Origin of the sequence: Halomonas gemina, assembly GCF_023554995.1 — a bacterium.
GTDB classification, from domain to species: domain Bacteria; phylum Pseudomonadota; class Gammaproteobacteria; order Pseudomonadales; family Halomonadaceae; genus Halomonas; species Halomonas gemina.
Genome location: NZ_JAMJPK010000002.1, coordinates 390,710 through 403,250 on the forward strand (window position 1 = coordinate 390,710; position 12,541 = coordinate 403,250).

General features: G+C 71.0%; 15 protein-coding genes. 10 read left to right on the forward strand and 5 right to left on the reverse strand.

Annotated features, from left to right (window positions below; translation table 11 throughout):
* Window positions 1-43: 43 nt before the first annotated feature.
* Window positions 44-688, forward strand: coding sequence for a 2-polyprenyl-3-methyl-6-methoxy-1,4-benzoquinone monooxygenase (gene coq7 / locus M8009_RS05885; RefSeq protein ID WP_250059863.1), 645 nt, complete (start codon window positions 44-46; stop codon window positions 686-688).
* A gap of 49 nt (window positions 689-737) precedes the next feature.
* Here coq7 and M8009_RS05890 read toward each other — a convergent pair whose 3' ends face one another.
* The 3 genes from M8009_RS05890 to M8009_RS05900 form a co-directional block, all read right to left on the reverse strand.
* Entirely contained in the window at window positions 738-1,157 is a 420-nt protein-coding gene (locus M8009_RS05890; RefSeq protein WP_250059864.1) for an OsmC family protein, read from the reverse strand.
* Window positions 1,158-1,219: 62 nt separating this feature from the next.
* Complete coding sequence (gene murU / locus M8009_RS05895) at window positions 1,220-1,882, reverse strand: N-acetylmuramate alpha-1-phosphate uridylyltransferase MurU (RefSeq protein ID WP_250059865.1); 663 nt, start codon at window positions 1,880-1,882, stop codon at window positions 1,220-1,222.
* Complete coding sequence (locus M8009_RS05900) at window positions 1,879-2,904, reverse strand: aminoglycoside phosphotransferase family protein (RefSeq protein ID WP_250059867.1); 1,026 nt, start codon at window positions 2,902-2,904, stop codon at window positions 1,879-1,881. Before M8009_RS05900 ends, murU begins: the two co-directional genes overlap by 4 nt.
* A gap of 166 nt (window positions 2,905-3,070) precedes the next feature.
* Between M8009_RS05900 and M8009_RS05905 the strand changes: the two genes are divergently transcribed.
* From M8009_RS05905 to M8009_RS05940, 8 genes are read left to right on the forward strand one after another with little or no spacing between them, the layout of a single operon-like run.
* Window positions 3,071-5,515, forward strand: a complete 2,445-nt coding sequence (locus M8009_RS05905; RefSeq protein WP_250059868.1) for an LPS-assembly protein LptD — start codon at window positions 3,071-3,073, stop codon at window positions 5,513-5,515.
* 32 nt (window positions 5,516-5,547) lie between these two features.
* On the forward strand, window positions 5,548-6,201 hold the full coding sequence (locus M8009_RS05910) for a SurA N-terminal domain-containing protein (protein ID WP_250059869.1): 654 nt from the start codon (window positions 5,548-5,550) through the stop codon (window positions 6,199-6,201).
* Window positions 6,201-7,247, forward strand: a complete 1,047-nt coding sequence (pdxA, locus tag M8009_RS05915) for a 4-hydroxythreonine-4-phosphate dehydrogenase PdxA (RefSeq protein WP_250059870.1) — start codon at window positions 6,201-6,203, stop codon at window positions 7,245-7,247. Before M8009_RS05910 ends, pdxA begins: the two co-directional genes overlap by 1 nt.
* A gap of 49 nt (window positions 7,248-7,296) precedes the next feature.
* Window positions 7,297-8,115: a 16S rRNA (adenine(1518)-N(6)/adenine(1519)-N(6))-dimethyltransferase RsmA gene (gene rsmA / locus M8009_RS05920; protein ID WP_250059871.1), complete on the forward strand. Its 819-nt coding sequence runs from the start codon at window positions 7,297-7,299 to the stop codon at window positions 8,113-8,115.
* Entirely contained in the window at window positions 8,112-8,510 is a 399-nt protein-coding gene (apaG, locus tag M8009_RS05925) for a Co2+/Mg2+ efflux protein ApaG (RefSeq protein WP_250059872.1), read from the forward strand. The genes rsmA and apaG overlap by 4 nt, the downstream gene beginning before the upstream one ends.
* A 40-nt stretch (window positions 8,511-8,550) precedes the next feature.
* Window positions 8,551-9,375, forward strand: a complete 825-nt coding sequence (locus tag M8009_RS05930; protein ID WP_250059873.1) for a symmetrical bis(5'-nucleosyl)-tetraphosphatase — start codon at window positions 8,551-8,553, stop codon at window positions 9,373-9,375.
* Window positions 9,376-9,404: 29 nt separating this feature from the next.
* Window positions 9,405-9,728: a thiosulfate sulfurtransferase GlpE gene (gene glpE, locus M8009_RS05935; protein ID WP_250059874.1), complete on the forward strand. Its 324-nt coding sequence runs from the start codon at window positions 9,405-9,407 to the stop codon at window positions 9,726-9,728.
* 3 nt (window positions 9,729-9,731) lie between these two features.
* Window positions 9,732-10,892 carry a tRNA nucleotidyltransferase/poly(A) polymerase-related protein gene (locus M8009_RS05940; protein WP_250059875.1) on the forward strand — a complete coding sequence of 387 codons (1,161 nt, stop codon included), beginning with the start codon at window positions 9,732-9,734 and terminating at the stop codon, window positions 10,890-10,892.
* Window positions 10,893-10,895: 3 nt separating this feature from the next.
* Here M8009_RS05940 and folK read toward each other — a convergent pair whose 3' ends face one another.
* The gene (gene folK, locus M8009_RS05945) at window positions 10,896-11,414 is read right to left on the reverse strand and encodes a 2-amino-4-hydroxy-6-hydroxymethyldihydropteridine diphosphokinase (RefSeq protein WP_250059876.1); all 519 of its coding nucleotides are present in this window, start codon (window positions 11,412-11,414) and stop codon (window positions 10,896-10,898) included.
* Entirely contained in the window at window positions 11,414-11,779 is a 366-nt protein-coding gene (gene folB / locus M8009_RS05950) for a dihydroneopterin aldolase (RefSeq protein WP_250059877.1), read from the reverse strand. Before folB ends, folK begins: the two co-directional genes overlap by 1 nt.
* Window positions 11,780-11,951: 172 nt before the next feature.
* Between folB and plsY the strand changes: the two genes are divergently transcribed.
* Entirely contained in the window at window positions 11,952-12,539 is a 588-nt protein-coding gene (gene plsY, locus M8009_RS05955) for a glycerol-3-phosphate 1-O-acyltransferase PlsY (RefSeq protein WP_430886892.1), read from the forward strand.
* Window positions 12,540-12,541: the final 2 nt, after the last annotated feature.

Here is a 12,541-nt window from a genome sequence, read left to right on the forward strand (position 1 = left end):
ACCAGGCGTACGACGCATCAGGTGCATTCTCGAGAGACCCGCCATGACACCTTCGCTTTCCCGCACCGACAACCTGATCCACCAGTTCGATACCGTGCTGAGGACCCTGGTGCCCCACGCGGCCTCGCCCTCGCGCCCCTCGCCGGCGACCCCGGAGGTCCACGACGAGCCGCTGAGCGACGAGGAGCGGCGGCACGTCGCCGGGTTGATGCGCATCAACCACACCGGCGAGGTGTGTGCTCAGGCCCTCTACCAGGGCCAGGGCCTCACCGCCAAGCTGTCGGAGGTGCGCGGCCAGATGGAGCAGGCCGCCCAGGAGGAGATCGACCACCTGGCCTGGTGCGATTCCCGGCTGCAGGAGCTGCATGACCGGCCCAGCCTGCTCAATCCCTTTTTCTACGCGGCCTCCTTCGGCCTCGGTGCCACGGCCGGCGCCGTGGGCGACCGGATCAGCCTGGGCTTCGTGGCCGCCACCGAGGAGCAGGTCGGCCACCACCTGGAGGAGCACCTGGTCAAGCTGCCGCCGGGTGACCAGCGCTCCCGGGCGGTGCTGCGCCAGATGGCCATCGACGAGTCCCACCACGCCCAGCTGGCGCTGGAGGCCGGTGGTGCCCGCTTCCCCGCGCCGGTCAAGCTGGGCATGAAGCTGATGTCGAAGGTGATGACCAAGAGCGTCTATCGACTCTAAGCGCCGAGTTGCAAGCGCCTAGCGCCAAGCTGCTCAGTGGCGCTCGGCGCTACTCCTCGACGATGGTGAAGGAGTGGGTCATCTCGACCCCACCCTTGACCAGCATGATGGAGGCGCTGCAGTACTTCTCGGCGGAGAGTTCCACGGCACGCGCCACCTGCTTCTCCTTCAGGCCCTTGCCGCTCACGGTGAAGTGCACGTGGATCTTCGTGAACACGCTGGGGACCTCGTCGGCGCGCTCGGCCTCGAGGCTGGCCACGCAGTCGGTGACGTCGGCGCGGGCCTTGTCCAGGATGTTGAGGATGTCGAAGGAGGTGCAGGCCCCCATTCCCATCAGCAGCATCTCCATGGGCCGCGGGCCGGTGTTGCGACCGCCGTGCTCGGGCGGGCCGTCGATGACCACGCTGTGGCCGCTTCCGCTCTCGGCGACGAATTGACGACCGTCGGTCCATTTCACGCTGGCTTTCATGTCGAGTCTTCCTTACTGAATCAGGCAAAGAGGGGCAGCATAGCACCCCCCGCCAGGGTGGCTCAGCCCCGCAGGCGCCGATCGAGCTCGGCCAGCCGCTCCGGCGTGCCCACGTCGACCCAGGCGCCGCGGTGGTGGTGACCGCCGACGCGCCCCTCGGCCATGGCGCGCCGCAGCAGCGGCGCCAGGGCGAAAGCATCGGGTGGTTCGTGGGCCACCAGCGCCGGGTCGAGCAGGCTGATGCCGGCGAAGGTGAGCCGCGGCTCGCCGTCGGCATGTACCCGGCCGCGGGTGTCCAGGTGGAAGTCGCCCTGCGGATGGTGGTCGGGGTTGTCGACCAGTACCAGCCGCGCCAGGTCGTCGCCCAGCGCGGGCAGCTTGGCCGGGTCCAGCTCGCACCAGATGTCGCCGTTGACCAGCAGAAAGGGGGCCTCGCCGAGCAGCGGGAGCGCCTGGCGGATGCCGCCGCCGGTCTCCAGCGGCGTTGCTTCCCGGCTCCAGGCGATGGACAGCCCGAAGGCGCTGCCGTCGCCCAGCGCCGCTACGATCTGCTCCGCGCGGTAGCTGACGTTGATCACCACCTCACGGATGCCGCCCGCCCGCAGGCGTTCGAGATGGTGAACGATCAGCGGCTTGCCGCCCACCTCGAGCAGCGGCTTGGGGCAGTGATCGGTGAGCGGGCGCATGCGGGTGCCGAGTCCCGCGGCCAGGATCATCGCCCTCATGCGCCGGCCTCCAGTCGTGCCGCCAGCGCCGGGCGGAAGGTGTCGGCGAGCCAGGTGCGAAAGGCGTCGTGGCCGGGGAGGTATTCGAGGCTGTCCTCCAGGTGGCCGAGGAAGTGCGGCAGCCGCTCGAGGTAGCCCTCGCGGGCGTCGCGCAGGGTCAGCCGGCAGAAGATGCCCAGCACCTTGAGCGCGCGCTGGGCGGCCATGGCCTGTGCCCGACGATGGAAGGTCGCGGCGTCGACATCGGCGGGGAGCCGGCCATCGGCGATGGCGTGGACCCGGAAGGCCTCCACCCAGGCGGCGAAACGGGCCGGGGGGAAGCGGCAGTAGCGGCCCCGCAGCAGCGAGATCAGGTCGTAGCTGAGCGGGCCCGCCACGGCGTCCTGGAAGTCGATCAGGTGCAGGGCCTCGTCCTGCACCATCAGGTTCATGGCGTCGAAGTCGCGATGCACCGCCACCACCGGCTGGGCCAGCGCCTCGGCGATCAGGGCCTCGCGCAGTGCGGCCCAGCCCGGCGGGGCGGCCATGCCCAGCCACTCTCCCAGGCACCAGTCGGGGAAGAGGTCGAGCTCGCGGCCGAGCAGGGTGGCGTCATAGGCGGGCAGCCCCTCCACGGGGGCGCGATTCTGCAGCGCGTGGATCAGCTCGAGGGCGCGTTCGTGCCAGGCCAGGGTAGCCGGGGCATCGTCGCCGTCGAAGCACTCCTGGAGCGGCGTGTCACCCAGGTCGTCGAGCTCGATGAAGCCCTGTGCCAGGTCCACGCCATGCAGGGCGGGGACCGGCAGGCCGGCCGAACGCCAGCGCTCGGCGACGGCCACGAAGGGGCGGCTGTCCTCCCGCTCGGGTGGGGCGTCCATCAGCATGCGGGTGGTGCCGTCGGGCAGTTGCAGGCGGAAGTAGCGCCGGAAGCTGGCGTCGCCGGCGGCGAGCCGCACCGTGATGGCGGACGCCGGGAGGGCGTGGTGGCGCGCGGCCCACTGGCGCAGGCGTTCCGGGCGCGTGGGGTCGGTGGCCTCTGGCATCGTCGTCTGGCTCCTGGTGTGAGATGGCGGGTGCGGTTGACGGCCCCCTGGAGGCCCCGCATGCTGAGTTCCCGGCAGCGTCGGCGATGGCAGGGCCCATGCCGGCAGGACAGGCCGGATGCGGCCTGTATAATACCGATTCACCCCGCCAAGGACATCGTGGAGCATGGGCAAGCGACTCTCTTGGACATGGACGGCCCTGGCAGGCCTGGCCTGTAGCGGCCTGGCGAGCGGGCCCCTGGTGGCGGCGCCGCCCGAGCCGTTGCCGGCGGACCAGCTGGACTGGCAGCCCTGGGGCGACGCGCGCCCGGCCGGCGAGCTGTGTCGTGGCCGCTACGTGATGCCGGACTACCGGCTGCCGCCCCCCCCCGGCGAGAAGGTCGCCAGCGAGTCCGACCGCGCCGACTACGGGGCACAGGGCGAGACGATCCTCGGCGGCGAGGTGCTGCTGCGTCGCGGCAATGCCCAGCTCGAGGCGCCGCGGGTGCGCGTTCCCGGCAGCCGCGAGACCGCCTATGCCGAGGGGCCCCTGGCCCTGCGCGACAGCGGCCTGCTGGTGCGTGGCGAGGCCGCGGAGCTGTCGCTGACCAGCGATGCCGCCAGCATCGACACCGCCCACTACGTGGCCCACGAGCAGCGCCTGCGCGGCGATGCGGTGCGTCTGGCGCGCCTCGAGGATGGCCGCTATCGCCTCACAGAGGCGAGCTTCACCACCTGCGAGCCGGGCAGCGACTTCTGGCGCCTGGTGGGCAATGACATCCTGCTCGACCGCGAGCGCGGCGTCGGCACCGCGACCCATGCCCGGCTGGAGATGGGCAGGGTGCCGGTCTTCTACTGGCCCTGGGTGCGCTTCCCCCTCGACGAGCGCCGCCAGACCGGTTTCCTGTGGCCGATGATCGGCCTCTCCACCGATTCGCTGGACTATGCCCAGCCCTTCTACTGGAACATCGCCCCCAATCACGACGCCACGCTCACGCCGCGCTGGATCAGCGATCGCGGCCTGCTGCTGGGTGGTGAGTACCGCTACCTGTTCCGGCAGGATGCGGGGCAGATCGAGGGGGCCTATATCGCCGATGACCGCGCCGCGGGAGACGACGCCTCCGATGCCTCCGCGCTGGAGAACGGCGATGCCCGCTGGTACCTCGACTATCGACATGCGGGCCGTTTCGATGCCCGCACCCGCTACCGGCTGCGCTACGGGGCGGCCAGCGACGGGCGCTACTTCGACGACTTCGGGCGCGGCTTCGGCGAGGGCGATACCGGCAGCATGCCGCGGCTCGCCCAGCTCGACCATCGTGGCGACGTCTGGCAGCTGCAGGCCAGGGCCCAGGGCTACCAGAAGCTCGACGACCCGCTGCTCGAGCGCGACAAGCCCTTCTATCGGCTGCCCAGCCTGACCGCCAACGCCCGCTGGGCCCAGGAGAGCGGCTTCTACCAGCAGTGGCGCTCCAATGTCACCCACTTCTGGCGTGACGTGGATGAGACGCAGGTCCCCATTCGCGAGGCAGCCAACGGGACCCGGCTGCACCTCTCGCCGGCCACCGGCTGGCGCTTCGACGAGAGCTGGGGCCACCTGGAGCCGCGCCTCGAGTGGCTCGCCACCGCCTACCAGCTCGACTACGGCGAGCGCGAGACCGAGCGCGACGAGGGCCTGACCCGCAGCGTGCCGGTCGCCACCCTCGACGGGGGCCTGGTCTTCGAGCGGGAGCTGGACCTCGGCGGTCGCGGCTATCGCCAGACCCTGGAGCCGCGTGTCAACTACGCCTATGTGCCGGCGCGTGACCAGACTGAGTTCCCGGAGTTCGACACCGCCGAACAGGCCTTCTCCTGGAACCAGCTCTGGTCGCCCTATCGCTTCTCGGGGGCAGACCGGGTGGGCGATCTCCATCGCGTCTCGCTGGGCCTCGAGTCGCGGCTGCTGGCCGATGCCACCGGAAGCGAGCGGCTCTCGCTGGGGGTGGGGCAGGCCTACTACCTGGAGGATCGCTCCATCGACCTGGCCGGCGACCCGGACACCCTGCCGGACCCCGAGACCCGCGAGGTGGACTACTATCGGGCGACGCGCGAGCGCTCGCCGCTGGTCACCCGGGCGGACTGGCGCTTCAACGACCACTGGCGCACGCGCTGGCAGTGGCTCTACGACGACCATCTGGAGCAGACCGAGAGCACCTCGCTCGCCCTGCAGTATCGTGCCGACGCCGGCCACGTGGTGAACTTCGGCTACCGCTGGCAACTCGAAGGCTTCGACCCGTCCCTGGAGGACGAGGACGTGGTCAACTACAACCGCGAGGAGGTTGACCTCTCGTTCGCCTGGAAGGCCAGCCGCCGGGTGGACCTGATCGGCCGGCTGCTCTACGACAACACCAACGACCGCGCCCTGGAGCAGCTGGCGGGTGTCCAGTGGAACGACTGCTGCTATGGTCTGCAGCTGGTCTGGCGCGAGTGGATCGACGACAACGACACCGCGAACACCATCGAGGATGACCTCACCGACCGGGGGGTCTTCCTGCGCTTCGTGTTCAAGGGGCTGGGCGGCGTCGGCGGCGAGGCCGACCGCTACTTCGAGGAGGCGGTCCCGGGGTATCGGGCCACCGCCCTCGGCCGGCCCTGAGACATTCGACAACGACGAGAGGAAAGAGAGACATGCGCAGTCGACGTATCGCCACCCTGGCGCTGGCCCTGTGCCTGCCCCTGGCGGGGCAGGCACAGGATACCGGCCCCACTGACGCCCAGCCGCTGGGGAGTCGCCAGACGCTGGACCGCATCGTGGCGGTGGTCAACGATGGCGCCATCATGCAGAGCGAGCTCGAGGCGCGCGTCGCCCAGACGCGCAGCCAGATTGCCCGCCAGGAACAGGGGACTCCGCCCGACGATGTGCTGCGCCAGCAGGTGCTGGATCGCATGATCGTCGAGGAGATCCAGCTGCAGATGGCCCGCGACGCCAACCTGAGCGTCGACGACACCGAGCTCAACGGCCAGGTGAGGGCCATCGCCGAGAACAATGGCATGACGCTGGACCAGTTCGCCGATGCCCTCGAGGCCGATGGCCTCTCGCTCTCCGTGGTCCGTGACCAGGTCCGTCGCGAACTGATGATGCGCCAGCTGCAGCAGCGCCAGGTCGCCAGCCGCGTCAACATCTCCGAGCGCGAGGTGGACCGCTTCGTGGAGCAGCAAGGGGCCAGCCGCGAGCAGGCCCGCCAGGCCCTGTTCCAGCGCAAGGTCAATGCCGAGATGGAGGAGTGGATCCAGGAGATCCGCAGCCGGGCCTTCGTCGACAACCGCCTCGCGGAGCGTTGATGACATCGGCTGACGCGCCGGTGCTGGCCCTCACCTGCGGCGAGCCGGCGGGTATCGGGCCGGAACTGGCGGTGATGCTGGCCGCCGACGGGGTACCCCCCGCGCGGCTGGTGGCGGTGGGCGATCCGGCCCTGCTGGCCGAACGCGCCGCGCTGCTCGGCCGCCGGGTGAAAGTCCTGCCTCTCGCCCCCGGCGATGCCCCGCCGGCGACGCGGCGCGGGGTGCTGCCGGTCTGGCCCGTGGCGCTGCGAACCCCCTCGCACCCCGGCCGGCTCGACCCTGCCAATGCCGGTCATGTGCTGGAGACCCTGGACGTGGCGATCGATGCCTGCCGCTCCGGCCGGGCCGCCGGCATGGTCACGGCCCCGCTGCACAAGGGCGTGATCCTCGATGCCGGCCATGCCGGCTTCACCGGCCACACCGAGTACCTGCGCGATGCCTGCGGGGTGGAGGAGGTGGTGATGATGCTCGCCACCGACAGCGCCCTGCATGCTCGCGAGGCGGGCTGGCGGGGCGCGTCGGCGCTGCGGGTGGCACTGGCCACCACGCACCTGCCGCTGCGCGAGGTGGCCGACGCCATCACCGTGCCCCGGCTCGAACGCCTGCTGCGCATCCTGCACGCCGACCTGCAGCGCTGGTTCGGCGTCACGGCACCGCGCATCGCCGTCTGCGGCCTCAATCCCCACGCCGGGGAGGGGGGCCATCTGGGGCGCGAGGAGCTGGACGTGATCATCCCGGCGCTGGAGGGCCTGCGGGCCGAAGGATTGACTCTTGACGGGCCCCTGCCCGCCGATACCCTGTTCACGCCGCGCCACCTCGAGGGCGTCGATGCGGTGCTGGCCATGTACCATGACCAGGGCCTGCCGGTGCTGAAGTATGCCGGCTTCGGCCGCGCCGCCAACATCACCCTGGGGCTGCCGCTGGTGCGCACCTCGGTGGACCATGGCACGGCCCTCGACCTGGCGGGCTCGGGGCGCGCCGACCTCGGCAGCCTGCGGGTCGCGGTGGCCCTGGCCGCCGAGATGGCGCAGCGCGGGGCGACCTGAGTCGTAGCGCTGACCCTCGAATTCCGTAAAACCAGAAGGACGACCCTGAATGGCATCCCCCTCCCCGGTTCACCGGGCCCGCAAGCGCTTTGGCCAGAACTTCCTGCGCGACCCTGGCGTCATCTCGCGCATCGTGCGCGCCATCGGGCCCCGTACCGGCGACCGGCTGGTGGAGATCGGTCCCGGCCAGGGGGCGCTGACCGAGCCGCTGCTCGAGGCGGCCGATGGCCATCTCGAGGTGATCGAACTCGACCGCGACCTGATTCCCGGCCTGCGCGTGCAGTTCTTCGACAAGCCCAACTTCGTCATCCACGAGGGCGACGCCCTGAAGGTGGACTTCCGCGCCCTGAGAGGCGACGGGGCGGCGCTGCGGGTGGTGGGCAACCTGCCCTACAATATCTCCACGCCGCTGATCGTCCACCTGCTGGAAGCCGGCGATGCCGTGGCCGACATGCACTTCATGCTGCAGAAGGAGGTGGTCGAGCGCCTGGCCGCCGTCCCGGGCGGCCCCGACTGGGGACGCCTCTCGGTGATGGCCCAGTACCACTGTCGGGTCGACGCGCTGTTCACGGTGCCGCCGGAGGCCTTCGTGCCGCGTCCCAGGGTGGAGTCGGCCATCGTGCGCCTCACCCCTCACCACGCCCTGCCGCATCCGGCGCTTGACGAGGGGCTGCTCTTCAGCCTGGTGCGCGAGGCCTTCGGCCAGCGGCGCAAGACCCTGCGCAACAACCTCAAGGGCCGCATCGACGCCGCGGCCCTCGAGGCGCTGGACATCGACCCGGGACGGCGCCCCCAGACGCTCAGCGTCGAAGAGTTCGTGCGCATCGCCAACCACCTGGCCGCGGCCGGGCAAGGAGAGGCCCCATGACCCTGACCGCCCCGGAAGGGCTCGACCATGCCATCCGCGTCGATGTGGCGCCGGATTTCCGACTCGAGGAGTCCGCGCCCGACGAACAGCGCTTCGTCTTCAGCTACACCGTCACGGTGCACAACACGTCCCGGCACAGCGTGCAGCTGCTCGCCCGCTACTGGAAGATCACCCAGGGTAGCGGCAAGGTGCAGGAGGTGCGCGGCAAGGGCGTGGTGGGCCAGCAGCCGATGATCGGCCCCGGCCAGACCTTCCGCTATACCAGCCGGGCGATCCTCGACGGCCCGGTGGGGGTGATGGAGGGCGCCTATACCTGTGTCGATACCGCCAGCCAGCGCCCCTTCGAGGTGGCCGTCGCCCCCTTCCGGCTGGCCGGGCCCAACCAGGTGCACTGACCCTACACCGAACCCATCGAACCGACACCAGGGAGCCGCGATGACCACCTATGCCATCGGCGATCTGCAGGGCTGTCACGACGAGTTCGTCGCCCTGCTCGAACAGCTCGACTTCGACCCGCGTCGCGACCACCTCTGGCTGGTGGGCGACCTGGTCAATCGCGGCCCGGGGTCGCTTGCCTGCCTGCGCGAGGTGATGGCGCTGGGCGAGTCCGCCACCACCGTGCTCGGCAACCATGACCTGCACCTGCTGGCGGTGGCCCGTGGCGGTGCCCGGGAGAACCGCAAGGACACCCTCTCGGCGATCCTGGCCGCCCCGGACCGCGAGCGCCTGCTCGACTGGCTGCAGTCTCGCCCGCTGCTGGTGCGCCGGCGCTCTGCGGAGCAGGGCGATACCGTCATGACCCACGCCGGCCTGCTGCCGCAGTGGTCCGTCGAGCAGGCCGCAGCGCTGGCCGGCGAAGCCGAGTCGCGCCTCACCGGCGAGCATGCCGGGGCCTTTCTCGAGCAGATGTACGGCAACGCGCCGGCCTGCTGGCGCGACGACCTCGACGGCATCGACCGCCTGCGGATGATCATCAATGCCTTCACCCGCATGCGCTTCATCGATGCCGCCGGGTGTCTCGACTTCGCCGCCAAGGAGGGGCTCGACAGCGCCCCGGCGGGCTTCGCTCCCTGGTTCCAGTTTCCCCGCGCCGACGACCCCTGGCTGCTGTTCGGTCACTGGGCCGCGCTGCAGGGCGAGACGCCGGCCAGCCGGATTCGCGCCGAGGCGCTGGATACCGGCTGCGTCTGGGGCAGCCGCTTGACCGCCCTGGACCTCGAGAGCGGCCGGCGCATCAGTGTGCCGAGCCACCAGCGCTGAGATCCCCTTTTCCTGACCACGAGGCTGCCATGACGACCTTCCAGCATCTCGACATCCCGACCCTGGCCGGTTGGCTCGACGAGCGACGCGAGCTGGCGCTGGTCGACATCCGCGACCCGCAGAGCTTCGACCAGGGCCATATCCCCGGCAGCCGCCGCCTGGACAACGACACGGTGGGCGCCTTCATCGAGGCGGCCTCGCGCGAGGCGCCCCTGGTGGTGGTCTGCTACCACGGCCACTCCAGCCAGCAGGCGGCGGCCTGGCTGGCCGGCCAGGGCTTCGCCGAGGTCTACAGCCTCGATGGCGGTTTCACCGACTGGCAGCTTCGCCACCCCGACCGGGTGGAGCGCTGAGCCATGACCGAGGCCGAGGATCCGCACCTCCAGGGGCTCGAGGTCTACCGGGTCGGCGGGGCGGTGCGCGATGCCCGGCTCGGCTGGCCGGTCAAGGACACCGACTGGGTGGTGGTGGGTGCCACTCCGGAGGAGATGTGCCGGCGGGGCTTCAAGCCGGTGGGGCGCGATTTCCCGGTCTTCCTGCATCCCGAGAGCCACGAGGAGTTCGCCCTGGCGCGCACCGAGCGCAAGTCGGGTCATGGCTACACCGGCTTTGTGGTCCATGCCAGCCCCGAGGTGAGCCTGGAGGAGGACCTGGCGCGCCGTGACCTGACCATCAACGCCATGGCCGAGACCCCGGGGGGCGAGCTTGTCGACCCCTACGGCGGCCTGGCCGATCTGGCGGCACGGCAGCTGCGCCACGTCTCGCCGGCCTTCGTCGAGGACCCGCTCAGGGTGCTGCGCACGGCACGCTTCCTCGCCCGCTACGCCGGCCTGGAGTTCGTCATCGCTGCGCAGACGCGGCGGCTGATGCGCGAACTGGTGGAAAGCGGCGAGCTGGCCCACCTGGTGGCCGAGCGCGTCTGGACCGAGACCGAGAAGGCGCTCTCCGAGCCCTGGCCGGAGGTCTACTTTCAGGTCCTGTACGACTGCGGTGCCCTGGCGGTGCTGATGCCGGAGCTGGCGGCCGATGCGGAGAGCCTCGATGAGGCGCTCGGGCGCCTGCACCGCTTGCCGGAGGATATCGAGGCCGAGTCACAGGCCCGCTGGCGCTGGGCGCGGCTGGTGGAGCACCTGGACGACGAGGACCGCAACGCCCTGGCCGAGCGTCTGCGCCTGCCGCGCGCCCATCGCGAGCTGGCCAGCCAGGCGGCCCGCACCCGTTGCCTGCTGGCGCGGGTGGCGCGGCATGGCCTGGACGGGGCCCGGGTGATGGCCTGGCTCGATGGCATCGACGCCTGGCGCCGCGGCGACCGGGTGGCGCCGCTGATCAGCCTGGTGAGCCTCGAGGCCCCGGGGCTGGCTGAGGATCTGGCCTTGGCCTGGCGCCTGGCCCAGCAGGTACTGCCCAAGGCGCTAGTGGCCGAGGGTTACCGCGGGCGAGAACTGGGCGAGGAGTTGGCTCGGCGGCGCTGGGAGGCCATCGATGGCGCGCTCGCCGGCCCCGAGGGGAGGGCCTGAGGCTCACTCCGCCGTGGAAATGCACCGGCCCTGCCAGACGAATGCCACCGGCCAGAGACGCTGCTGGCCGGCCTCGAATTCGCCCCAGTGGGCGCGATAGCTGCGGCCGGTGAGCGGGTGGCGGGCCTCGGGCAGCAGTTCGGCCAGCGGCTTCAGCACGAAGGCATGGTGGAGGATCTCGTCGCGGGGCAGCTCGACGTCATCGTGGCGGCCGGTCAGCTCGCCCACGGTGAGCAGGTCGATGTCCAGGGTCCGGGGGCTGAACTTGGGAACGCCCTTGCGGCGGCCGTTGGCGAACTCCAGCCGCTTGCACCAGGCTTGCAGTTCACCTACCGGATAGTTGCTGTCGAAGGCCACCACCAGGTTGTAGAAGTTGCGACCATCCTCGAAGCCCACCGGCTCGCTCTCGAAGACCCGCGAGATGGCAAGCGGGCCGAAGGTCGCGGCCAGGGCATCCAGGCAGGTCCGCACATGGTGCTCGCGCTCGATGTTGCTGCCGATGCTGACGGTGATCCGGGCCATCAGGTGCCCCCCGTCCGCTGGCCGCGCTCGATACAGACGCCCACCGCGGCGGCGGCGGCCACGGCGCCGGGCTTGCGCACGGTAAGGCGCAGCCAGGGGACGGCGAACTCGTCGTGCAGGGTCTCGGCCAGGCGCTCGGCGAAGGTCTCCACCAGGGCGACGTCATGTTCGCCGGCGAAGGCGGCGATGCGCTCGCAGATGGCGGCGTAGTCCAGGGTCAGGGCGATGTCGTCGCCGGCCGCCGCGGGGCGGATGTCGGTGCCCAGCGTCAGGTCGAGCCGCAGCGTCTGGGTGATGGTGCGCTCCCAGTCATAGACGCCGATCACGGTGTCTACCTCGAGCGCTTCGATCAGCACAAGATCCATCGGGGCTCCCCGGGCCATTGGCGGTTGAGGACCGGGCGATGCGCCGGGTCCGCCTGCAGGCGCACGATTGTACGCCAGCCGGGCCGCGGGCGACACCGGCGGGGGGCCGCCGGCCTGTCCCGGGTCGTTCATGGCTGGCAGAATCACGGTTTGACCCCACAGGAGGCCGCCCGTGGAGGCGCCACTCGACCTCATCCTGCCGCTGATGGCGATCGGCTACCTGAGCGGTACCTGGCTCGGTGCCTTGACCGTGTGCCGCCTGGCCGGCGTGGGGGACCCGCGGCTGGCCGGCTCCTGCAATCCGGGGTTCTCCAATGTCCTGCGCCTGCATGGACGTCGCCTGGCCCTGGCCACCTTGGCGGTGGACGTGGTCAAGGGCATGCCGGTGCTGTGGCTGGCCATGGGGCTCGGGCTGCCGCCCTGGGGGCTGGGGTTGGTGGGGCTGGGCGTGCTGCTGGGCCACAGCTACCCGGCCTGGCATCGTTTCCGGGGCGGCAAGGGCGTGGCCAGTGCCTTCGGCGTGATGCTGGTACTCACGCCCTGGGTGGCGATCTGCTGCGCCGCGCTGTGGATGCTGCTGGCCTGGCGGGTGCGCACGGCGGCCATCGCCTCCCTGGCCAGCGCCGCCATGGCGCCGCTGGCCAGCCTGTGGCTGGCCCCGGAGTTCGCCGGCGTGGTGATCGTCTTCACCCTGCTGGTGCTGGCGCGCCACGTGCTCAATATCCGGCGCCTGGGGCGAGGTGACGAGCCGCCCCTGTAGGC